Source organism: Vibrio sp. QJM3NY_27 (assembly GCF_057785955.1).
This window is the reverse complement of record NZ_CM173511.1, coordinates 3,466,259-3,489,233: the sequence shown is the minus strand read 5'-3', so window position 1 is coordinate 3,489,233 and position 22,975 is coordinate 3,466,259. Positions and strand designations below refer to the sequence as shown.

Genomic DNA, 22,975 nt, shown 5'->3' with positions numbered 1-22,975 from the left:
GCATTTCAAGATGGGACCGGGCAAGAAAAAAGCGCAGTAAAAACTGCGCTTTTCGTTAAGCGGCTTTAATTACTTTTGTTGCAGTCGGTGCTAATAAAGCAGTCTTCTGAACGAGAGTCATTGTAGGAGCCAATTTCTTAGCCGTTGGAGCAGCAACAAAGCCACTACGACGACGCATCGCACTACGGTTGGTGTGCGAGAACCTGACAGCTGTTGGGCGCATTAATTTACCTAACGGTCAGGCATATCCATTGCCAATCTAATGGCCTGACTTATCATGAGCTTCGCTTCAATTACTTGAAGAGTCACTCGTCTGGCTTTCGCCAATCCGAAAAATAAATCAGGATAATGATATGCATGCATATCAAGGCTTAGATTATCACTATCTAAGTTATCGATCGACGCCTGAGTGATAATTAAACGATATTAGAGCTAAAATAGTGTGAGCAGTATATTTGAGTTTGAACCTCTTTCAGGCTTAAGATGATGCTTTAAAGGAGGTGCATATGTCGTTCTTAAAGAAAACGTTAGCTAGTTTTGGTATTGGATCTGCCAAGGTGGATTCTGTATTGCAACAGGAAGTGCTTTACCCAGGCAAGAAGGCGAGCATTATTGTGCATGTCTATGGTGGCGCTCAGCCACAAGAAATCGACAACATTGATCTCAACTTGTGCTGTCGTTACGTCAAAGAAGTCACCATGAACTCGCAAAGGCAAGAGGGCGGTCATAAACGCCGAATGCATCAGACGTACTCGTTGGCTAAATGGAGCCTGCCGTATGCCTTTGTGATTCAGCCGGGAGAAACCCGTGACTTTGAATGTGAGTTTGATGTACCGCTGAATACACCCGTCACGATTGGTGATTCAAAGGTGTGGCTGGAAACCGGGTTGGACATTGCGATGGCGATTGACCCATCGGATAAAGATACCTTAACGGTTCGTCCTGATGCACTCCTCGATGGCATCTTTAACGAACTTGAAGCTCAAGGGCTGCGGATACGCCAAGTGGAATGTGAAGCGGTGGATGGCTTTGAACTGCCGTTTGTCCAAGAGTTTGAGTTCGTTCCTACTACTGGCCCTTATCATGGTCGCTGGCGTGAGCTTGAGGTTGTTGCTCATCGTGGTGAGACAGAACTTAAGTTGTGGTTTGAGATAGACCGCAATCGCGATGGCGCAAAAGGCATGTTGGCGAGTTTGCTGGGAATTGGTCAGCTACAGCGCCAATTGAGTGTCCCGCTTGATACCTCACCAGAAGACGCCGGTAAGATGGTGGTCGAGTATTTAGAAAGCGCATCTTAGCTGAATCGAGCATTTTATAAGTCATTTTGTCATAAAAATTTAAGCTTACACGTGTAAGCTTAATGTGTAATACTGGGTCAATCGAACATTTACTCTAGTAGGATACTCATGTCTGCATCATCAGCCAGCGAATACAGTGACATAGAAGAACGCGCTAATGCGATAACCCATGGTTTGGGCGTCGTACTTGGCGTAGTGGGCCTGATCCTGTTACTGATTCGTGCGTTTGATTACCAAGCCGATATGCTTACTGTTGCCAGTATGGCGGTGTATGGCAGCAGTATTATTCTGCTCTTTCTTGCTTCCACGTTGTACCACTCGATCACCACTGAGAAAACCAAGCGCTTACTCAAAACGCTCGATCACTGTGCGATTTATTTGTTGATTGCGGGCAGTTACACGCCGTTTCTCTTGGTGGGCTTAAGAACCCCATTAGCGATGGGCTTGATGGCGGTGATCTGGGGAATTGCGCTGGTGGGCATCATCATGAAGATTGCCTTTGTATACCGATTCAAGCGCTTATCGTTATTCATTTACTTAGCGATGGGTTGGCTATCTTTGATTGTTGTTTATCAATTAGCGATGAACATCGATATAGGTGGTTTGGTGTTACTGGCGGTTGGCGGGGTGATTTACTCGCTGGGTGTGATTTTCTATGTGGCAAAACGCATCCCTTATAACCATGCCATCTGGCACCTGTTTGTGTTGGCGGGCTGCGCTTGCCATTTCTTCGCTATCTATCTGTTCGTGACACCAGTTTAGCGGGCAACGACTTCGATAATCTCGGCTTTAATCTGATATTCAGGGTGCTCTGCTAGGTCGAGTTCTATCAACTTACCTTCTTCAGCTGTCTTTGGTCGCAGGTAAGTGTCGGCCATTCGTTTGATTGATTTCCAGACTGCGACTTCTTGTTGTGCCAGTAGCTCACCTTCTGCGGTAAATACGCTGATGTTAAGTGATACAAAAATGACAGCTTGAGTGCCTTGGTTGGTGATGGCTGTCGGAATGATAAGCTCGCCACCTTCATAGCGGCTCGCGCCTAATACGACATCGACTCCTGATTGAGACAGTTGCAAGCTTGGCTTTTTACTATTAACCACAATCGTAGTACCACGCGTACTCGTTGCTACTGGGACAGCGACAACGGGTACTGCTGCGACTGGCGCCGTCGCTACCGCTGAAGTTATCTCTGTCGTTGTTGTTTCTTCTGTTTTATTTTCTGCCACATACAGCCAAGTAAAATCGTCTTTTAGTAACACTTGCTTGCCATCAGGCAATGTGACCATTTGATCAGCAAAGGCAGAGCTTACGAATACTGAGTTTGCGAGCAATGCGCTAGCGAGAAGTACGTATGATTTCATCTGTGTTTCCTTAAATATTCGCGTAATTAGCGTCGCCAAAAGGCAGGGAAAAATAGAACAATTAGCGTCAGTATCTCAAGTCGGCCCATCAACATACCTAAACTTAATAACCATTTAGCGGCGTCTGGCAGTGGTGCAAAGTTACCCGTTGGACCGATCACGTTACCCATGCCTGGGCCCACGTTGGCAACGGCTGTGATAGCGCCAGATATACTGGTTACAGGATCAAGCCCCATCGCGCTCAAGCCGCCTGCAATTAAGATAATCGTGATAAAGAACATCAAACCAAATGCCACGAGTGAACGCACAATATCGTCATTCACAGGTCGCTGATTGTAGCGTTGAACAAACACGCCCGATGGGTGAATTAGCTTCATCATTTGTTTGTGGAGCATGGTCATCGCGATCTGGAAACGGAATATTTTAATACCGCCAGAGGTTGAACCCGAGCAAGCTCCCGCCATCATTAGGAATGCAAACAAGGTCGTTGGCAGTGCACCCCACGCGGTGAAGTCTTCTAAGCCAAAACCGGTTGTGGTGACGACTGATACGATGTTGAACATCGAAACACGCATCGCATCCATAACAGTGTAGCCATCTCTAACCACCAACCATGTTGATATTACGGCGCTGGTGACCAAGAACAGGTATGTAAAACCTCTCACTTGCGCGTCTTTGTAGAGGATTGAGAGTTTTCGGCCTCGCAGTGCGCTAACAAACAATAAGAACGGCAGTCCACCAAGGAACATGAACAGTGTTCCCACCCAGTGAGCACTGTTGGAGAAGTGGTTCATCGATCCATCTGAGGTTGAGTAACCCCCCGTCGACAGTGTTGTGAACGCGTGATTGATCGCGTCAAAGATACCCATGCCTGCAAACAAATAGCTAATGATGCATAAACCAGTCAGAACCAGATAAACCGCTACGATGTTCTTCGCGACGGTTTTTGCTCGTGGGCTGCTTTTATCTGACCAATCGGATGATTCGGTTTGGAACAGGCGCATACCACCAACGTTGAGCATTGGTAGAACTGCTACCGCCATCACGATAAAGCCGATGCCGCCTAACCATTGCAGTATAGAACGCCACAACAGAATGCTTGGTGCCATGCTATCTAAGCCGCTTAATACGGTTGAGCCTGTCGTGGTGATACCTGACATGGTTTCGAAGTAGGCGTCAGTGAAGCTGATGTGGTTAATGAAGACAAATGGCAGGGCGGCAAAGGCGCTGGCAATTGTCCAAACCAAAGAGGTGATAAGGAACATGTCCCGCACCCCAAGTCGGAACTTAGCGGAGCGGCCCAAGCTCAAGCAGATGAACGCCACAATGTGCGTGATCACTACCGATTGACCAAACTCGAGGAAGCCACCGGTGCCAGTAAAAAAGGCAACCAATGTGGGGATGTACATGAAAAGGGCGAGTTTTGATAACACTAACCCTATCACTAATAATATCGGACGAAAGTTGACCATAGCTTAATAGACCATAGCTTTAATTGATTACAGCTTTGTGCCGGAGCGTCCTTCTCACAAAAAGAAAGTTGCGAGAAGAAGCTTACGAGAACAAGGCTATAAGAAGAACGGGCTCGGTTGGAATAGAGACTCAACATCAGGTACGTATTTCTTGTCCACTAGGAACATCACTACGTGGTCATCCTGTTCGATTACGGTTCTATCGTGCGCGATAAGCACCTCTTCTCCGCGAACAATCGCACCAATAGTAGTGCCCGGTGGCAGTTTGATGTCGCCAATCGCTCGGCCAACGACTTTAGAGGTGGTCTCGTCACCGTGAGCAATGGCTTCAATCGCCTCTGCAGCGCCGCGACGTAGAGAGGATACGTTAACAATATCAGCACGACGAACGTGAGTAAGCAGCGCAGAAATCGTCGCTTGCTGTGGAGAGATCGCAATATCAATCACGCCACCTTGAACAAGGTCGACATAAGCGCCACGCTGAATCAGCACCATTACTTTCTTGGCACCCATTCGCTTCGCCAGCATCGCTGACATGATGTTGGTTTCATCTTCATTGGTTAGAGCGATGAACACATCAACTTGATCGATGTTCTCTTCGGTCAGCAGTTCTTGGTCGGCAGCATCACCACAGAATACGATGGTGTTTTCTAATTCTTCAGATAGCTTCTCGGCGCGAGTGTAGCTGCGCTCGATAAGCTTGATGCTGTAGCTTTGCTCAAGGCGTTTTGCCAAGCTTGCACCAATGTTACCACCGCCAACAATCATGATGCGACGATACGGTTTCTCTAGACGCTGAAGCTCACTCATTACTGAGCGGATATGATTACTCGCTGCCACAAAGAAAACCTCATCATCGGCTTCAATGATGGTAGTACCTTGTGGGCGAATAGGGCGACCTTGACGGAAGATAGCGGCAACACGAGTATCAATGTGCGGCATGTGCTCACGCAAAGCAGACAGTGCGTTACCGACCAGTGGGCCACCGTAGTAGGCTTTTACCGCTACTAGGCTAACTTTCTGTTCAGCAAAGCTCACAACCTGCAATGCACCTGGATATTGAATCAGGCGCTCGATGTAGCTGGTGACGAGTTCTTCTGGGGCAATTAAATGATCAACTGGAATCGCCCCTGATTTGAAGAGTGCTTCTTTCTCTTCTAAATACTGTGGAGAGCGGATTCGGGCAATTCGGTTTGGCGTATTAAACAGAGAGAAGGCAACCTGACATGCGGCCATGTTGGTTTCATCCATGTTGGTTACGGCAACCAACATGTCGGCATCTTGCGCGCCCGCTTCACGTAGTGTGTTCGGGTGGCTGGCATAACCGTTTACAACCCTAAGGTCGTATTTGTCCTGAAGTTCACGAAGTCGGTCGGCATTACGGTCGACGATCGTGATGTCATTGTTTTCACCCACTAGGTTTTCAGCAAGGGTACCGCCAACTTGTCCAGCACCTAGAATAATGATCTTCATAGCCTTTCTCTTATTTTTTGCCGTTGTAATTCTAGTGATCTCTTTTCGCTTTGATAATGCACTAGAAAGAAACAGCGGCTAAGAAATAAATTCTTAGCCGCTGTTAGTTGTTATGCCTGTTTTACTAGAACTGCGTAGTAGAAGCCATCCATATCTTCTTCACCAGGTAGTATTTGACGACCCGGTTTTTCGATATCAGACCCAACCAGCGTTGCGTTCTCGGTACGCTCTAAGAATGCTTTCACTTGCAGCACGTTTTCTTGCGGCGTGATAGAACATGTCGCATAAACCATGGTGCCGCCTTCTTTTAGCTGGCGCCACATTGCATCCAAGATCTCGCTTTGCAGCTCTGCTAGTGCATCAATATCAGATGCACGGCGTAGCCACTTAATGTCAGGGTGACGGCGGATTACACCCGTCGCTGAACACGGAGCATCAAGTAGGATGCGGTCAAACTGACTGCCTGTCCACCACTCTTCAGGGTAGCGAGCATCACCACAGATTACGTCGGCACGCAGTTGTAGGCGTTCAAGGTTATCGTAAACGCGGTCTAGGCGTTTAATATCACTGTCGATTGCAACCACTTCAGTGTCTTGAGTATGTTCAAGAATGTGTGCAGTTTTACCACCAGGTGCTGCGCAGCAATCTAGGATTAGCTCACCATTTTTTGGTGTTAGGAAATCAACGGACAACTGAGCTGCAGCATCTTGTACCGATACCCAGCCTCTGTCGAAGCCAGGAAGCAAAGTAACGTCACAAGGTGAGGCTAATTTTATGGCATCAGCTGCTTCAGGGTGCAGTGTGTATTCAATGTTTTCGTTTTTAAGCAGTTCAACATACTCGTCACGAGTGTGGTGTTGGCGGTTTACGCGCAGCCACATTGGTGCCTTGTTATTGTTTGCTTCAACCAATTGCTCCCACTGATCTGGGTAGCTCTCTTGAAGCATTTTTAGAATCCAGCTTGGATGGCTGTATTTACCAGCATTGTGGCTAACGGCTTTCTCGTCTAGTTCTTCTTGATCGCGCAGATAGCTGCGAAGTACGGCATTGATCAAACCACTCAGGCTTGGGCCGCGCAGTGTTTTGGTTGCTTCAACTGTTTCAGCAACGGCGGCATGCGAAGGAATTCGCATAAAGCCCAACTGATAAATGCCTACTAAGATCAGGTGATGGAAGACGCGCTTTTTACCTTTAAGCGAGTTTTCCATCAGTTCGTTAGCGATTGACTCTAAGCGAGGCAGGTAACGAAGTGCGCCGTAGCAAATCTCTTGCAGTAGAGCATGGTCTCGCGGACGGATCGTTTTTTGAGCCGCAGGGAGAGCGTGTGAAAGAGAGTGGCCTTTATCGACAACTTGGAATAGGACATTTGCAGCAGCAGCGCGAACATTCATGAGGGGTACCGAATATTTATTTGAATACATGAGGGCATCTCTGCCCTCGTAAAGGTTTTCTAAACTGTGTTTTTATAAGCTACACATTTCTAAGTTCATATTGAGTAGCTTTAAAGCGGTTAAGAAAGTTGAGTACCAACTTCAAACCAGCTTGCACGTGAGTTCAAGATGTCTTGAACTGACATGGCTTTTTTACCTGGAACTTGCAGTTGTTCCAAAACCAGTACTTTGTCGCCAGTCGCAACATAGATACCCGTTTTATCTGCTTTGATGATTGAACCAGTTGGCGCAGACGTTGATTCTTGGTCAACACGTGTCTGCCAAACTTTAATGCTTTTTTCATCATTAGAGCTGCTATCAACAACCGCAAAGTGGCTCATTGGCCATGGATTGAAAGCGCGCACACAACGTTCGATGTGTTCTGCACTGTCATTCCAATCAATTTTAGCTTCGTCTTTGCTCAGTTTCTTCGCGTAGTTAGCAAGTTCGTCATCTTGCTTTTCAGCAACGGCTTTACCAGAAGCGATGTCAGCTAAACATTCAACAAGAGCATCAGGGCCAAGGCCAGCTAACTTCTCGTACATTGACGCACTCGTATCTGTCGCTTCGATTGGCAGCGTTGCGATGCTTAGCATATCACCGGTATCTAGGCCGATATCCATCTGCATGATCGTCACGCCTGTCTCTTTATCACCCGCCCAGATAGAGCGTTGAATCGGAGCAGCGCCACGCCAGCGTGGCAGGATTGAACCATGCACGTTGATACAACCTAAGCGAGGTGTATCTAATACAGCTTGTGGAAGAAGCAAGCCGTAAGCGACAACAACCATGATGTCAGCATTCAAATCTGCTAGCTCTTGCTTAGCTTCATCTGACTTGAAATTTTCTGGTTGGTAAACCGGAATATTGTTTTCAAGTGCGATGTTTTTTACTGGGCTCGCTGTCAGTTTTTTACCGCGGCCTGCTGGACGATCTGGCTGTGTGTAAACAGCAATAACTTCATGCTCCGAAGACAACAACGCCGCCAAATGACGGGCGGCGAAATCCGGAGTACCTGCGAAGACAATTCTTAAAGATTGACTCAAGGTAGACTTCCTTCTTAATTTAGTAATAGCAGCGGTTATTAACCTTGTTTCTCGTTGAAACGTTTAATCTTCGCTAGCTTATCTTGAATACGTTTGCGCTTTAGTGGCGATAGGTAATCAACAAACAACTTGCCTTCTAGGTGGTCAAGTTCGTGCTGAACACAGATAGCCAGAAGATCGTCAGCGTCGAATGTGAATTCGTTGCCTTCACGGTCTAATGCTTTAACCGTTACTTCTGCAGCGCGAGGGACTAGAGCTCGAGCGCCTGGTACAGATAGACAGCCTTCTTCGATACCATCTTCGCCACGTTTGTCGGTAATTTCAGGGTTGATCAGAACCATAGGCTCGTCACGTGTTTCTGAAATATCGATAACAACGATGCGCTGGTGGAAATCTACTTGCGTTGCAGCAAGGCCGATACCTTCTTCGTCGTACATGGTTTCAATCATGTCATCAACGAACTTTTGAATCTCTGGGGTAACTTCTTTTACCGGTTTCGCCACGGTACGTAGACGATCATCTGGTAATGTTAATACTTGTAATACAGACATATACACTCGAAATATTGAACTGTGCCGAAACAGCTTAAACCTTGTTGGCTCAATTCTAGACATTTTAGAGGTCAAATGACAGCATCCTGAAGTTAATTCTCTAATCAGATGTCATATATTCAGACCAAGGAACCTAGGTCATGCGTCATTTTTCTCCCACTTTTTCTCTTATTTGTGCCTCGCTTTCGTTCGTCGTTATGGCTGAAAATAGTGAGCAACCTTTAACCATTAAACAAGGCGCACCCGAGGCGTATGTGGTGGTTAAGGGGGATACCTTATGGGATATCTCCGCGATGTATCTCGATAGCCCTTGGTTGTGGCCAAGGCTATGGCAGGTAAACCCTGAAATAGAAAACCCTCACCTTATTTACCCCGGAGATAAATTGTCTCTGGTTTGGATTAATGGCGAGCCTGTGTTGAGCCTCAAACCCGTCATAAAGCTAAGCCCTAAGATTCGTGTATCAGAGAAGAAAGCAGTACCTACCGTGAATGAGGGGCTTGTTCTACCGTATCTACAATCTGATCGCTTGGTTGAACAGCAAGATATTCAATCGGCGCAACGAGTATTGGGGACGAGTGATGGCAAGCGTTTCTTATCAGGTGAAGACCGATTGTTTATTTCTGGGAACCAGCAGCATCAAAAATGGGGTATCTACCGTGCCGTCGAGACTTATCAAAGGCAACAACCTCAAGCGAGTATTACCTCTTTGCGTTTGGTCGCCACGGCGCGCTTGAAAGAGGTGGATGCTGAGTTCAGTAGTTTACAGATAGAGACTCAACTGCAAGAGGTGTTACTTAATGACCTCGTGTTACCTGAACTTGGCGTTGATCAGGTGAAGCTCTCAACCACATTTTATCCAGCGCCTAGTGCTGCGGGGCAGTTTGCTAATATCTTGGGTTCATTAGATGGCAGCCAATACAGTGCAAAGAATCAAGTGGTCGTTATTAATAAAGGCTCACAGGACAATCTTCGCCAAGGCTCTATGTTTACCCTCAGTGAAAGCGGCGCTGTGGTGTTTGGTAAGCAAGGTGAATACAGCTACAAAGAGTCTGCAGCGAGCGATAAGGTGCAGCTGCCAAGTACCTCACTTGGTAGTTTGATGGTCATTCGTCCTTATGAGTATTTTAGCTTGGCCTTGATCACTCAGAGCTCAAAACCGGTTAGTAATGATATTCTGGCGGTATCACCTTTGGATCTGGCTTTGAAGGAAGAAGCTAAGGGCACCGAGTGAATGAGCAACAACTGAGTGCTTGGTTAACTCTAAGTTTTGTTCCGCAATTGGGTGGCAAGCGCCTTTCTCGACTGCTGAGTATTGATTCTCCTTTGAATATTGTTGGTTACTCAAGTCAGCAACTGCAAGCGCTTGGTTTGTCTGCCAAGCAAATTGCCTATCTAAGAGAGCAAGCCCCAAGAGAAGTGGAGGCTTGCCTAGAGTGGCAAGCAAGACAACCCAACCATCACATCATTACCCCGAATTGCTCGCATTATCCCAAATTGCTGAATGAGACCGCCTCCGCGCCAAGCGTGCTTTTCGTTAAAGGTCACGTTGAAAAACTGATTGAGCCTCAAATCGCTATGGTCGGCAGTCGCAATGCCAGTCTCGAAGGGTTGCAAACCGCGAAGTCCTTCGCCAAAGAGTTCGTCCAAAACGGTTTGATTGTCACCAGTGGCTTAGCACTCGGTATCGATGGCTATGCTCATGATGGTGCTCTAGATAAAGGAGGGGAAACTTTTGCTGTATTGGGTTCTGGATTGGATTCCATTTATCCTGCGCGACACAGAAATTTAGCCGATAGGATCTGTGAAAATGGTGCGTTGATTTCAGAGTTTCGCCCAAGTGCCAAACCACGACCTGAACATTTCCCTCGCCGTAACCGTATTATAAGTGGGTTATCGCTCGGAACCTTGGTGGTTGAAGCGGCTGAGAAGAGTGGTTCTTTGATTACAGCTCGCTATGCCATGGAGCAAGGCCGAGAGGTGTTTGCGCTTCCTGGCTCTATTCATAACCCAACCAGCCGTGGCGGTAATAGCTTAATCAAAGCTGGAGCATGCTTGGTACAGAGTGCACAAGATGTTCTGATTGAAATAAAGAGTCTGTTAGACTGGTCTATCGATCAGCAACCCAGCTTGTTCGAACCTACGCCCAGTATGGGGGAAAATGAACAATTGCCATTTCCACAGCTGTTAGCTAACGTAGGGTTAGAGGCGACACCCGTTGATATTTTGGCACAGAGAACCCATATACCTGTGCATGAGGTCATGATGCAGCTTTTAGAGCTTGAGCTCTCAGGGCATGTTGTTGCAGTTTCCGGTGGCTATATTCGAAAGGGGAGAGGCTAAGCTATGATGATGGACATACTGATGTACTTGTTTGAAACCTACATCCATAGCGATTCTGAATTGCAGGTGGATCAAGATGAGCTGGAAGATGAGCTTCTTCGAGCAGGGTTTCACCAAGATGATATTTATAAGGCCCTCCATTGGTTAGAAGATCTTGCGGCATTGCAAGATACTGAGAATCAAGCGGCGATTACTATGTGTTCCAATACCTCGATGCGTATTTATACCAGTCGAGAGATTTCACGTATTAATATGGAGTGCCGAGGTTTCTTATTGTTCCTTGAACAGATCAACGTACTCACGACAGAGATTCGTGAAATGGTGATTGATCGTGTGATGGGGCTTGAGACGAGCGAATTTGAATTGGATGATCTGAAATGGATTATCTTAATGGTGCTATTTAATGTGCCGGGTAATGAAAGTGCTTACACGCAAATGGAAGAGCTGTTGTACACCAAAGAGCAAGGTATATTGCATTAATACAGGCTTGTCATGAGTAGTAAGATTGATAATCAGCTTTTTTCGGCACATGAACATGCATTAGAGCATGAACCATGTCCACAGTGTGGTGGAGAGCTTCAGCTTCGCCATGGTAAGCACGGCCCATTTTTAGGCTGTAAGCAGTATCCTAGCTGTGATTACATCAAGCCTCTGCATCAGAACGATGGCCACGTAGTGAAAGAGCTGGGTGTACCGTGTCCTAAATGCCAAAACGAATTGGTATTAAGGCAAGGTCGCTTTGGTATGTTCATTGGTTGTAGTAGCTACCCAACGTGTAATCACATCGAATCTTTGGACCAACCAAAAGAACAACCTGAAGAGCAGCCACTTGTTGCTTGTCCTGAGTGTGGCAGAGGCCATTTGGTTGAGCGTAAATCTCGCTATGGCAAAACCTTCTATGCGTGCGATAACTACCCTAAGTGTAAGTTCGCCGTTAATCAGCCACCTGTTATAGGTCGTTGTGAAGAGTGTCAGTTCCCGCTGTTGCTGGAGAAGAAAACGGCCAGTGGCACTAAGAAGCAATGTGCTGATCGCAAGTGTCATCACATTCAATCTCAATAACTTGATGTTATAGACAAAAAACGGCGCTCAATGAGCGCCGTTTCTATATCCAATAAACGTTCTATATTCATCAAGCAATGTAGATTTACTTCATCTGCTCAGCAAATTCATGCACAGCAGGGTAGGCTTGCTTATCGAGAATGTCTGCCAGTGAGCATAGCGCTCTTTGCAGCTCTGCGTTGTAGTCAGCGCTCACGTTAATGTGGCCCATCTTACGACCTGCACGCTTCTCTTTACCATACCAATGAACATGACAACCACCTTGAGCAAGAATTGCTTCAGGTAGGGTATCTTCACCAAGGATGTTGATCATTGCGGTTGGACGAATCAGCTTAGTGCTGCCTAATGGCATCCCACATACGGCACGTAGATGGTTCTCAAACTGACAAGTTTCAGCGCCTTGTTGTGTCCAGTGGCCAGAGTTATGAACACGTGGTGCAATCTCATTCACCAGCAGTGAACCTTGAACATCAAAGAACTCTAGCGCGAGTACGCCAACGTAATCTAAGCGTTCAGCAATGGCAGTGAACATGGCTTTCGCTTGCTCTTGCAGTTCAATGTCATCAATCGCTGTCGATAAGCTCAACACGCCATCGGTGTGAACATTTTCAGCCAGTGGGTACACTTGAATCTCGCCATTGGTACCACGAGCACCAACCAGTGATACTTCGCGGTCAAACGGAACAAACTCTTCAGCCACAATGGCTTGGTTGTCTGTTGCGGCAATGCACTCGGCCATTTCTGTCCAAGTCGCGTCAACATTGTCTAATGTCTTTAAGCGCCATTGACCTTTGCCATCGTAACCACCAAGTGTACTCTTCAATACCATTGGTAAGCCAACGTGAGCGATCGCAATGTCAAAGTCTTCGCGAGAGTTAATCACGTAGTATTTGGCATTTTTCACATTTGCTTCGTCTAACAGGGCTTTTTCAAGACGACGGTCACCGCCGGCTTTAATTGCTTCTGTTGTCGGTAAGAACTTACCGCTGCGCTCACATACCTCAAGAACATCGTGAGGGATATGTTCGAATTCAGCGGTAATGACGTCCGCACGCTCAATCGCATTGTCTAAGCCGCTGCCTAGAATCGCTTGCGTTAATGGGTGAACAATATTTTTGCTGCCAACATCAAAAGCAGAAATTTCAATATTCAGCGGCGCCCCAGCTAGGGACATCATGCGAGCAAGTTGGCCCGCGCCTAACACAAGAACATGCATGGGAATTAGTCCTCTGCAGGGTTTGGATTAGCCAGAACCGTTTCTGTTTGCTCAGAGCGGAAAGCTTCTACTTTTGCCATCACTTCTTCATTGTGAGTACCAATGATTTGGGCTGCTAGGATACCAGCATTGGCAGCGCCAGCTTCACCTATAGCCAAAGTACCTACCGCAATGCCTTTTGGCATCTGTACGATAGAAAGCAGAGAATCCATGCCCTTCAGTGCTTTAGACTGAACAGGAACACCTAAAACAGGTACGCTTGTGAAAGCTGCAGCCATGCCCGGAAGGTGAGCTGCACCGCCAGCACCAGCAATAATCACTTTAATACCGCGCTCTTTCGCACTGGTTGCGTAGTCTGCTAGCAACTGAGGTGTGCGGTGAGCAGAAACCACTTTTGTTTCGTACGCCACGCCAAACTGATCCAACATTTCTGCAGCTAGCTTCATTGTTGGCCAATCAGATTTAGAACCCATGATAATACCGACAGTCATCTCAAACTCCTTCAGGTACGATTTAATTAGTGATTAGATATTTTGCGCGCATTATACGGGTAAAATTGCTTAAGGAAAACGTTTGCGTCAGTCTAAGTTGTTAATTGATACATTTTATAAACAAATAGCTTTAGTCACAGTGAATGATAATTTGTACACTTAGCGAGTTCGATAACAGAATTAATGAGGCAACCCTTGGATAACTTTCAACATACTTTGCAGGCATTACAACAAGGTGAAGTCATTGCTTACCCGACTGAAGGCGTTTTTGGGGTCGGTTGTGATCCCGATAATCCACAAGCCATTAAGAAATTGCTCGATTTAAAACAGCGGCCGATGGAGAAAGGGTTGATCCTAATTGCTGCGAGTTACGAGCAGTTACTGCCCTATATTGACGAAAGCCAGTTGACGGAAGCGCAGTTAGCGACCGTAAAAGCAACATGGCCGGGACCAGTGACTTGGATAATGCCAACCAGCAGTAAAGTAACTGACTGGGTCAGTGGCCAATTTGAATCCATCGCGGTGCGAGTGACGGATCACCCTTTAGTTCAAAGAATGTGTAATGAATTCGGTAAGCCGTTAACCTCGACCAGTGCTAACCTGACAGGTGAACCGCCTTGTATGACGACTGAAGAAGTTCAACAGCAACTTGGCCAACATTTGGTGGCTATTTTAGAAGGTCAAACGGGTGGTCGTGAGAAGCCAAGCGAAATTAGAGATGCAAAAACGTCGAAAATATTAAGACAGGGTTAAACCCTGCAGAGGAAGAAAGATGTCAGCAATTGATAAAGAAGCAGTAAAACAGTTTTTACTGAGCCTACAAGATTCGATTTGCCAGCAGCTTGAGCAAGCTGATGGTACTGCACTGTTTGAAGAGGATGCATGGGAGCGTGAACCTGGCGAGCGCCTTGGTGGCGGTGGTCGAACTCGTGTGATGACCAACGGTGCGGTATTTGAACAAGGTGGGGTTAACTTCTCTCACGTAGCGGGTAAGGCGATGCCAGCCTCAGCCACCGCTCATCGCCCTGAATTAGCCGGACGCAAGTTTGAGGCGATGGGGGTATCATTAGTTATCCACCCTAAAAACCCATATATCCCTACCTCACACGCGAACGTTCGATTCTTCATAGCAGAAAAAGAAGGGGAAGACCCGATTTGGTGGTTTGGTGGTGGTTTTGACTTAACGCCATTTTATCCTGTCGACGAAGACTGCCAATCTTGGCATCAAACAGCCAAAGATCTTTGTGCGCCATTTGGTGATGATGTTTATCAAGAGCACAAAGAATGGTGTGATAAGTACTTCTATCTGCCTCACCGAGACGAAACACGTGGTGTGGGTGGTCTGTTCTTTGATGATCTTAACGAGTGGGGCTTTGAAAAGAGCTTTGCTTATATGCAGGCGGTCGGTGAAGGTTTTGCAGCCGCATACTTACCAATTGTAGAACGACGCAAAGAGACGCCTTATGGTGAGCGCGAGCGTGATTTCCAACTTTATCGTCGTGGTCGCTATGTTGAATTTAACTTAGTGTATGACCGTGGCACCCTATTTGGTCTACAAAGCGGTGGTCGTACAGAGTCTATATTGATGTCGATGCCGCCATTGGCTCGCTGGGAATACCGCTACGAACCACAAGCGGGTTCACCAGAAGCTCTGCTTTATAGCGACTACCTAAAGCCTCGAGTTTGGTAGTTCTTCCTTCCTTATAGGGATAGTGATAGGGTCATCTATATAGATGACCCTTTTTTATTTCTGTTAGGTAAGGATATGACACAGCAAGTAGATCGTTATGCCGTTTTCGGTAACCCTATTGGGCAAAGCAAATCGCCATTCATTCACACATTATTTGCTCGCCAAACCAGCCAACAACTTACCTATACAGCATTACAGCCAGAGCATGGTGAATTTATCACTGCTGCCAAAGCCTTTTTCAGCGAAGGTGGTCGAGGATGTAACGTAACAGCACCTTTTAAAGAAGATGCCTATCAGTTTGCTAATCGCCTAACTGAGAGGGCTGAACTGGCCGGTGCCGTAAATACCCTTAAGAAGTTAGATGATGGAGAGATCATTGGTGATAACACCGATGGTGAGGGTTTAGTTCAAGACCTACTTCAACATCAAGTCACGCTAAAAGGAGCACGTGTTCTTCTTCTTGGCGCTGGTGGTGCTGCGAGAGGAGTGATTCAACCTCTTCTCGACCAAAAGCCAAAACAGCTGGTGGTCGCTAATCGAACTAGCTCCAAGGCAGAACTATTGGCTGAGATGTTTTCGTCGCATGGCAACATCAAGGGGATGGGGTTAAGTGATGTAAGTGATGGCTTTGATGTCATTATTAACTCGACTTCGTCTGGTCTAAGCGGGCAGCTTCCTGAAGTGTCTGATGCTATTTTCAATTCTACTAGCGCCGTTTATGACATGGTTTATGGATCGGGAACCACAGTATTCAATCAATGGGCATTAGATAATAGTGTTCATGCTGCTTATGATGGTTTGGGTATGTTGGTGGGGCAGGCAGCAGAGAGTTTTATGCTTTGGCGTGGTCTTCGTCCGGGAACAAAACAGATTTTAAGAGAACTACGTAAAAACCTAGAGATGTAATGAGGTATTTATAAAAAATGAATCAATCAATCCTATTTCCTGATATCCAAGATTGGGATGAAGAAAATCAATCAATCATATTCCCAGCACAGCAGTCTGGCGCACTAATTGAGTGTGTTATGTCTATTGAAGAGCTGTCTCGATTGGCAGGTAAAGATATAGAAGAAGGCGATCAAGCTTTAGTTATCTTTTCAGAGTTACGTTTTGATATTGAAGAACTAGCTGAAGAGTTAATAGAAGAAGAGGAGTATGACTCCTCTAATCGGATTCAAATCAAAATGCTTTAGACTGGCAGCACAGAGTCTAGATAGTCGTTTTTATTCTGAACATAGTTGTCAGCTGACTTCTGTAAAAAGGCACGCTCTTTATCATTTAATGGGCGTGCTTGTTTTACTGGGCTTCCTACATATAGATAACCGCTTTCAAGTACCTTATTAGGTGGAACCAAGCTACCAGCACCAATCATCACTTCTTCTTTAATAATCACGCCATCAAGCACGATAGCTCCCATGCCAACAAGTACGCGATCTTCAATAGTACAGCCATGCAGCATTACTTTATGTCCGATAGTGACATCATTACCTATTAGTAGAGGATAACCTTCAGGGTTGTCAGCATTCTTATGGGTGACGTGCAAAATGCTGCCGTCTTGGATATTCGTTCTATCTCCAATATGAATGTGGTTCACATCTCCTCGAGCTGCAACCAAAGGCCACACGCTAGAGTCGTCACCGATTTTGATATCACCAACCAGTACCGAACTTGTATCTATATAGACACCTTGTCCAATCTGAGGGGATATTCCTTTATAACTGCGTATTGAACTCATAAGTCCTCCTTTATATAGGTACCTTAAGCCCTTAATTAAGGGGAATACTAGTGATAATGAGGTGTTTTGAACAAAAAACGCTCGAACAATCAAAAAAGTAAGAAAAACTTCAAAAAGGGCTTGCCAGTGTGATCGAAATCTCTATAATGCGACCTCGTTGAAACGGGAAGGCTTCGTAAGAAACCAAAACGAATCAGCAGGTCAAATTAGCCAAGCTAAGCGCTTGAAAAAAGTTTTGAAAATAGTGGTTGACACTAAAACTTAAATCGCTAAAATGGCCGTCCGATTTGAGCGAAGCTCAAAAAGGAAAAGCTCTTTAACAATTTAAACCTATCAATCTGTGTGGGCACTCGTTGATGAATATCAAAACGTTATTACTTAGGTAATAGCAGTTACTTCGGTAACGAAATTGATTTCAATGAACTGAGTGACCAATACGTTTAACGACTTTCTCTTGTAGAAAGAAATTATTCGGCACAGTCAATTCATTACCATTCTGTTGGAATGGTAATAGCTTTAAAATTACATAGTAGTTTTGAAGTCAGTATTCGTTGAGTCACAAAATCTTAAATTGAAGAGTTTGATCATGGCTCAGATTGAACGCTGGCGGCAGGCCTAACACATGCAAGTCGAGCGGAAACGACACTAACAATCCTTCGGGTGCGTTAATGGGCGTCGAGCGGCGGACGGGTGAGTAATGCCTAGGAAATTGCCTTGGTGTGGGGGATAACCATTGGAAACGATGGCTAATACCGCATAATGCCTACGGGCCAAAGAGGGGGACCTTCGGGCCTCTCGCGTCAAGATATGCCTAGGTGGGATTAGCTAGTTGGTGAGGTAATGGCTCACCAAGGCGACGATCCCTAGCTGGTCTGAGAGGATGATCAGCCACACTGGAACTGAGACACGGTCCAGACTCCTACGGGAGGCAGCAGTGGGGAATATTGCACAATGGGCGAAAGCCTGATGCAGCCATGCCGCGTGTATGAAGAAGGCCTTCGGGTTGTAAAGTACTTTCAGTTGTGAGGAAGGGTGTGTAGTTAATAGCTGCACATCTTGACGTTAGCAACAGAAGAAGCACCGGCTAACTCCGTGCCAGCAGCCGCGGTAATACGGAGGGTGCGAGCGTTAATCGGAATTACTGGGCGTAAAGCGCATGCAGGTGGTTCATTAAGTCAGATGTGAAAGCCCGGGGCTCAACCTCGGAACTGCATTTGAAACTGGTGAACTAGAGTGCTGTAGAGGGGGGTAGAATTTCAGGTGTAGCGGTGAAATGCGTAGAGATCTGAAGGAATACCAGTGGCGAAGGCGGCCCCCTGGACAGACACTGACACTCAGATGCGAAAGCGTGGGGAGCAAACAGGATTAGATACCCTGGTAGTCCACGCCGTAAACGATGTCTACTTGGAGGTTGTGGCCTTGAGCCGTGGCTTTCGGAGCTAACGCGTTAAGTAGACCGCCTGGGGAGTACGGTCGCAAGATTAAAACTCAAATGAATTGACGGGGGCCCGCACAAGCGGTGGAGCATGTGGTTTAATTCGATGCAACGCGAAGAACCTTACCTACTCTTGACATCCAGAGAAGCCAGCGGAGACGCAGGTGTGCCTTCGGGAGCTCTGAGACAGGTGCTGCATGGCTGTCGTCAGCTCGTGTTGTGAAATGTTGGGTTAAGTCCCGCAACGAGCGCAACCCTTATCCTTGTTTGCCAGCGAGTAATGTCGGGAACTCCAGGGAGACTGCCGGTGATAAACCGGAGGAAGGTGGGGACGACGTCAAGTCATCATGGCCCTTACGAGTAGGGCTACACACGTGCTACAATGGCGCATACAGAGGGCAGCAAGCTAGCGATAGTGAGCGAATCCCAAAAAGTGCGTCGTAGTCCGGATTGGAGTCTGCAACTCGACTCCATGAAGTCGGAATCGCTAGTAATCGTGAATCAGAATGTCACGGTGAATACGTTCCCGGGCCTTGTACACACCGCCCGTCACACCATGGGAGTGGGCTGCAAAAGAAGTGGGTAGTTTAACCTTTCGGGGAGGACGCTCACCACTTTGTGGTTCATGACTGGGGTGAAGTCGTAACAAGGTAGCCCTAGGGGAACCTGGGGCTGGATCACCTCCTTATACGAAGATACTTACGATGAGTGTCCACACAGATTGATTAGGTTTAGAAAAGTAAAGAGACGAAGAACTCCCAAGTTCTTCAATATCCAGTGTCCCGTTCGTCTAGAGGCCTAGGACACCGCCCTTTCACGGCGGTAACAGGGGTTCGACTCCCCTACGGGATACCATTGGGTCGTTAGCTCAGTTGGTAGAGCAGTTGACTTTTAATCAATTGGTCGCAGGTTCGAATCCTGCACGACCCACCATTCTTTCTCCGCGAAGGAATTAAAACTATCGTGGGCGATTAGCTCAGTTGGGAGAGCACCTGCCTTACAAGCAGGGGGTCACTGGTTCGAGCCCGGTATCGCCCACCATTCTCTAAAAATTCTTGGTTATATTCATATCCAAACCACTTCTTTTGTCGTTGGTTGGTATGTTTGACCCTGAGAGTCTTTAGAAAATGTGAATTTTAGAACACTGGTTCTTAAAGTCTCATGCTCTTTAACAATTTGGAAAGCTGACTGATTTGATTACTTACGAGTAATTCAAATCAAATTTAAAAGTTCTCAATGTTTATCTTTCATTAGATAAACACAACAAACACATTCAAGTGTCTTGTATTCGAATCAAATTTATTTGATTCACAATTGAGTCCGGCAAACAGTCATTGAGAATTAACCCTTCTTAATGACAACCAAAAACCTTGGTTAGTTGCCATACGCTAAGACCCTTTCGGGTTGTATGGTTAAGTGACTAAGCGTACACGGTGGATGCCTTGGCAGTCAGAGGCGATGAAAGGCGTAATAACTTGCGATAAGCCCAGATTAGGTAGTAATAACCTTTTGAGTCTGGGATTCCTGAATGGGGAAACCCACTTGCATAAGCAAGTATCCTGTTGTGAATACATAGCAACAGGAGGCAAACCGGGGGAACTGAAACATCTAAGTACCCCGAGGAAGAGAAATCAACCGAGATTCCGAAAGTAGCGGCGAGCGAAATTGGATTAGCCCTTAAGCTTTTAATGAGACAGACGAAGGCTCTGGAAAGTGCCGCAGTAAAGGGTGATAGCCCCGTAGTCGACATCTCATAATCAGTGAAAACGAGTAGGGCGGGACACGTGATATCCTGTCTGAATATGGGGGGACCATCCTCCAAGGCTAAATACTACTGACTGACCGATAGTGAACCAGTACCGTGAGGGAAAGGCGAAAAGAACCCCTGTGAGGGGAGTGAAATAGAACCTGAAACCGTGTACGTACAAGCAGTAGGAGCACCTTCGTGGTGTGACTGCGTACCTTTTGTATAATGGGTCAGCGACTTAATTTTAGTAGCAAGGTTAACCGTTTAGGGGAGCCGTAGGGAAACCGAGTCTTAACTGGGCGTACAGTTGCTAGGATTAGACCCGAAACCAGGTGATCTAGCCATGGGCAGGTTGAAGGTTGAGTAACATCAACTGGAGGACCGAACCGACTAATGTTGAAAAATTAGCGGATGACTTGTGGCTAGGGGTGAAAGGCCAATCAAACCTGGAGATAGCTGGTTCTCCCCGAAAGCTATTTAGGTAGCGCCTCGGACGAATACTACTGGGGGTAGAGCACTGTTAAGGCTAGGGGGTCATCCCGACTTACCAACCCTTTGCAAACTCCGAATACCAGTAAGTACTATCCGGGAGACACACGGCGGGTGCTAACGTCCGTCGTGGAGAGGGAAACAACCCAGACCGCCAGCTAAGGTCCCAAAGTATAGCTAAGTGGGAAACGATGTGGGAAGGCTCAGACAGCCAGGATGTTGGCTTAGAAGCAGCCATCATTTAAAGAAAGCGTAATAGCTCACTGGTCGAGTCGGCCTGCGCGGAAGATGTAACGGGGCTAAGCTATACACCGAAGCTGCGGCTACGTACCTTAGGGTATGTGGGGTAGGGGAGCGTTCTGTAAGCCGTTGAAGGTGGTCTGTAAGGGCTGCTGGAGGTATCAGAAGTGCGAATGCTGACATGAGTAACGATAAAGGGAGTGAAAAACTCCCTCGCCGGAAGACCAAGGGTTCCTGTCCAACGTTAATCGGGGCAGGGTAAGTCGACTCCTAAGGCGAGGCCGAAAGGCGTAGTCGATGGGAAACGGGTTAATATTCCCGTACTTCTTACAATTGCGATGGGGGGACGGAGAAGGCTAGGTGGGCCTGGCGACGGTTGTCCAGGTTCAAGTACGTAGGCGGAAAGTTTAGGTAAATCCGGACTTTCTTAACGCTGAGATACGATGTCGAGCTACTACGGTAGTGAAGTCATTGATGCCATGCTTCCAGGAAAAGCCTCTAAGCTTCAGATTGTAAGGAATCGTACCCCAAACCGACACAGGTGGTCGGGTAGAGAATACCAAGGCGCTTGAGAGAACTCGGGTGAAGGAACTAGGCAAAATGGTACCGTAACTTCGGGAGAAGGTACGCTCTTATCAGTGAAGTCCCTTGCGGATGGAGCAGACGAGAGTCGCAGATACCAGGTGGCTGCAACTGTTTATTAAAAACACAGCACTGTGCAAAATCGTAAGATGACGTATACGGTGTGACGCCTGCCCGGTGCCGGAAGGTTAATTGATGGGGTTAGTCTTCGGACGAAGCTCTTGATCGAAGCCCCGGTAAACGGCGGCCGTAACTATAACGGTCCTAAGGTAGCGAAATTCCTTGTCGGGTAAGTTCCGACCTGCACGAATGGCGTAATGATGGCCACGCTGTCTCCACCCGAGACTCAGTGAAATTGAAATCGCTGTGAAGATGCAGTGTACCCGCGGCTAGACGGAAAGACCCCGTGAACCTTTACTACAGCTTGGCACTGAACATTGAACCTACATGTGTAGGATAGGTGGGAGACTATGAAATTGCGTCGCTAGATGTGATGGAGTCGTCCTTGAAATACCACCCTTGTAGTTTTGATGTTCTAACGTTGGTCCCTGAATCGGGATTACGGACAGTGCCTGGTGGGTAGTTTGACTGGGGCGGTCTCCTCCCAAAGAGTAACGGAGGAGCACGAAGGTGGGCTAAACACGGTTGGACATCGTGTGGTTAGTGCAATGGCATAAGCCCGCTTGACTGCGAGAATGACAATTCGAGCAGGTGCGAAAGCAGGTCATAGTGATCCGGTGGTTCTGAATGGAAGGGCCATCGCTCAACGGATAAAAGGTACTCCGGGGATAACAGGCTGATACCGCCCAAGAGTTCATATCGACGGCGGTGTTTGGCACCTCGATGTCGGCTCATCACATCCTGGGGCTGAAGTCGGTCCCAAGGGTATGGCTGTTCGCCATTTAAAGTGGTACGCGAGCTGGGTTTAGAACGTCGTGAGACAGTTCGGTCCCTATCTGCCGTGGGCGTTGGAAAATTGAAAGGGGCTGCTCCTAGTACGAGAGGACCGGAGTGGACGAACCTCTGGTGTTCGGGTTGTCATGCCAATGGCATTGCCCGGTAGCTAAGTTCGGAATCGATAACCGCTGAAAGCATCTAAGCGGGAAGCGAGCCTTGAGATGAGTTTTCCCTGGCACTATAAGTGTCCTAAAGGGTTGTCGTAGACTACGACGTTGATAGGCAGGGTGTGTAAGTGCTGCGAGGCATTGAGCTAACCTGTACTAATTGCCCGTGAGGCTTAACCATACAACACCCAAGGGGTTTTGTGGACTCAGATGTACCAGACCTTGAATGAGTTTGAAGAGAAATACTTTTAG

The 22,975-nt window shown here is 47.0% G+C and carries 20 protein-coding genes, 3 tRNA genes and 2 rRNA genes; 15 read left to right on the top strand and 10 right to left on the bottom strand.

Annotated features, from left to right (window positions below):
• Window positions 1-55: 55 nt before the first annotated feature.
• Entirely contained in the window at window positions 56-223 is a 168-nt protein-coding gene (locus AC3CIA_RS15745; RefSeq protein ID WP_004735761.1) for a hypothetical protein, read from the bottom strand.
• 283 nt (window positions 224-506) lie between these two features.
• Between AC3CIA_RS15745 and AC3CIA_RS15740 the strand changes: the two genes are divergently transcribed.
• A complete protein-coding gene (locus AC3CIA_RS15740) occupies window positions 507-1,298 on the top strand; it encodes a sporulation protein (protein ID WP_029405073.1) in 792 nt (263 codons plus the stop codon).
• A 108-nt stretch (window positions 1,299-1,406) separates the two neighbouring features.
• Window positions 1,407-2,060, top strand: coding sequence for a PAQR family membrane homeostasis protein TrhA (gene trhA / locus AC3CIA_RS15735; protein ID WP_004735763.1), 654 nt, complete (start codon window positions 1,407-1,409; stop codon window positions 2,058-2,060).
• Here trhA and AC3CIA_RS15730 read toward each other — a convergent pair.
• From AC3CIA_RS15730 to def, 6 genes are all read right to left on the bottom strand, one after another.
• Window positions 2,057-2,659, bottom strand: coding sequence for a DUF3157 family protein (locus AC3CIA_RS15730; RefSeq protein ID WP_488518297.1), 603 nt, complete (start codon window positions 2,657-2,659; stop codon window positions 2,057-2,059). The two genes, trhA and AC3CIA_RS15730, sit on opposite strands and share 4 nt — an antisense overlap.
• 26 nt (window positions 2,660-2,685) lie before the next feature.
• Complete coding sequence (locus tag AC3CIA_RS15725) at window positions 2,686-4,131, bottom strand: TrkH family potassium uptake protein (protein ID WP_114634152.1); 1,446 nt, start codon at window positions 4,129-4,131, stop codon at window positions 2,686-2,688.
• Window positions 4,132-4,227: 96 nt separating this feature from the next.
• Window positions 4,228-5,604 (bottom strand): Trk system potassium transporter TrkA, encoded by a 1,377-nt coding sequence (gene trkA / locus AC3CIA_RS15720; protein WP_004735766.1) that lies wholly within the window; start codon window positions 5,602-5,604, stop codon window positions 4,228-4,230.
• Between the two features lie 110 nt (window positions 5,605-5,714).
• Entirely contained in the window at window positions 5,715-6,995 is a 1,281-nt protein-coding gene (gene rsmB, locus AC3CIA_RS15715; protein WP_488518296.1) for a 16S rRNA (cytosine(967)-C(5))-methyltransferase RsmB, read from the bottom strand.
• Between the two features lie 119 nt (window positions 6,996-7,114).
• Window positions 7,115-8,080, bottom strand: a complete 966-nt coding sequence (gene fmt / locus AC3CIA_RS15710) for a methionyl-tRNA formyltransferase (RefSeq protein WP_054548305.1) — start codon at window positions 8,078-8,080, stop codon at window positions 7,115-7,117.
• A gap of 38 nt (window positions 8,081-8,118) precedes the next feature.
• Window positions 8,119-8,631 carry a peptide deformylase gene (gene def, locus AC3CIA_RS15705; protein ID WP_004735769.1) on the bottom strand — a complete coding sequence of 171 codons (513 nt, stop codon included), beginning with the start codon at window positions 8,629-8,631 and terminating at the stop codon, window positions 8,119-8,121.
• Window positions 8,632-8,771: 140 nt separating this feature from the next.
• Between def and AC3CIA_RS15700 the strand changes: the two genes are divergently transcribed.
• From AC3CIA_RS15700 to AC3CIA_RS15685, 4 genes are read left to right on the top strand one after another with little or no spacing between them, the layout of a single operon-like run.
• Window positions 8,772-9,863, top strand: coding sequence for a LysM peptidoglycan-binding domain-containing protein (locus AC3CIA_RS15700; RefSeq protein WP_473576530.1), 1,092 nt, complete (start codon window positions 8,772-8,774; stop codon window positions 9,861-9,863).
• A complete protein-coding gene (gene dprA / locus AC3CIA_RS15695; RefSeq protein ID WP_017077324.1) occupies window positions 9,860-10,972 on the top strand; it encodes a DNA-processing protein DprA in 1,113 nt (370 codons plus the stop codon). The genes AC3CIA_RS15700 and dprA overlap by 4 nt, the downstream gene beginning before the upstream one ends.
• Before the next feature lie 3 nt (window positions 10,973-10,975).
• On the top strand, window positions 10,976-11,452 hold the full coding sequence (locus tag AC3CIA_RS15690) for a DUF494 family protein (RefSeq protein WP_004735774.1): 477 nt from the start codon (window positions 10,976-10,978) through the stop codon (window positions 11,450-11,452).
• A gap of 12 nt (window positions 11,453-11,464) precedes the next feature.
• The gene (locus AC3CIA_RS15685; RefSeq protein ID WP_004735775.1) at window positions 11,465-12,034 is read left to right on the top strand and encodes a DNA topoisomerase family protein; all 570 of its coding nucleotides are present in this window, start codon (window positions 11,465-11,467) and stop codon (window positions 12,032-12,034) included.
• Between the two features lie 85 nt (window positions 12,035-12,119).
• Here AC3CIA_RS15685 and AC3CIA_RS15680 read toward each other — a convergent pair whose 3' ends face one another.
• Complete coding sequence (locus tag AC3CIA_RS15680) at window positions 12,120-13,250, bottom strand: 5-(carboxyamino)imidazole ribonucleotide synthase (protein WP_237291195.1); 1,131 nt, start codon at window positions 13,248-13,250, stop codon at window positions 12,120-12,122.
• Window positions 13,251-13,255: 5 nt separating this feature from the next.
• Window positions 13,256-13,741 (bottom strand): 5-(carboxyamino)imidazole ribonucleotide mutase, encoded by a 486-nt coding sequence (gene purE, locus AC3CIA_RS15675; protein WP_004735777.1) that lies wholly within the window; start codon window positions 13,739-13,741, stop codon window positions 13,256-13,258.
• Between the two features lie 195 nt (window positions 13,742-13,936).
• Here purE and tsaC point away from each other — a divergent pair, with 195 nt between their 5' ends.
• From tsaC to AC3CIA_RS15655, 4 genes are all read left to right on the top strand, one after another.
• Entirely contained in the window at window positions 13,937-14,494 is a 558-nt protein-coding gene (gene tsaC, locus AC3CIA_RS15670) for an L-threonylcarbamoyladenylate synthase type 1 TsaC (RefSeq protein ID WP_004735778.1), read from the top strand.
• A 19-nt stretch (window positions 14,495-14,513) separates the two neighbouring features.
• Complete coding sequence (gene hemF / locus AC3CIA_RS15665) at window positions 14,514-15,431, top strand: oxygen-dependent coproporphyrinogen oxidase (protein WP_054548300.1); 918 nt, start codon at window positions 14,514-14,516, stop codon at window positions 15,429-15,431.
• Window positions 15,432-15,506: 75 nt separating this feature from the next.
• A complete protein-coding gene (aroE, locus tag AC3CIA_RS15660) occupies window positions 15,507-16,337 on the top strand; it encodes a shikimate dehydrogenase (RefSeq protein ID WP_054548299.1) in 831 nt (276 codons plus the stop codon).
• A gap of 17 nt (window positions 16,338-16,354) precedes the next feature.
• Window positions 16,355-16,624 carry a DUF1488 family protein gene (locus AC3CIA_RS15655; protein WP_054548298.1) on the top strand — a complete coding sequence of 90 codons (270 nt, stop codon included), beginning with the start codon at window positions 16,355-16,357 and terminating at the stop codon, window positions 16,622-16,624.
• Here AC3CIA_RS15655 and AC3CIA_RS15650 read toward each other — a convergent pair.
• The gene (locus AC3CIA_RS15650) at window positions 16,621-17,166 is read right to left on the bottom strand and encodes a gamma carbonic anhydrase family protein (RefSeq protein ID WP_171317182.1); all 546 of its coding nucleotides are present in this window, start codon (window positions 17,164-17,166) and stop codon (window positions 16,621-16,623) included. The two genes, AC3CIA_RS15655 and AC3CIA_RS15650, sit on opposite strands and share 4 nt — an antisense overlap.
• A gap of 568 nt (window positions 17,167-17,734) precedes the next feature.
• Between AC3CIA_RS15650 and AC3CIA_RS15645 the strand changes: the two genes are divergently transcribed.
• The 5 genes from AC3CIA_RS15645 to AC3CIA_RS15625 all read left to right on the top strand — a co-directional run bounded on the left by AC3CIA_RS15645 (window position 17,735) and on the right by AC3CIA_RS15625 (window position 22,904).
• Window positions 17,735-19,289: ribosomal RNA gene (locus AC3CIA_RS15645) — 16S ribosomal RNA — on the top strand.
• Window positions 19,290-19,380: 91 nt separating this feature from the next.
• Window positions 19,381-19,456: transfer RNA gene (locus AC3CIA_RS15640), tRNA-Glu, on the top strand.
• A 2-nt stretch (window positions 19,457-19,458) separates the two neighbouring features.
• Window positions 19,459-19,534, top strand: a tRNA-Lys gene (locus AC3CIA_RS15635).
• A 32-nt stretch (window positions 19,535-19,566) separates the two neighbouring features.
• A tRNA-Val gene (locus AC3CIA_RS15630) sits at window positions 19,567-19,642 on the top strand.
• A 369-nt stretch (window positions 19,643-20,011) separates the two neighbouring features.
• A 23S ribosomal RNA gene (locus AC3CIA_RS15625) occupies window positions 20,012-22,904 on the top strand.
• The 16S and 23S rRNA genes sit together here with 3 tRNA genes alongside, the layout of an rRNA operon.
• Window positions 22,905-22,975: the final 71 nt, after the last annotated feature.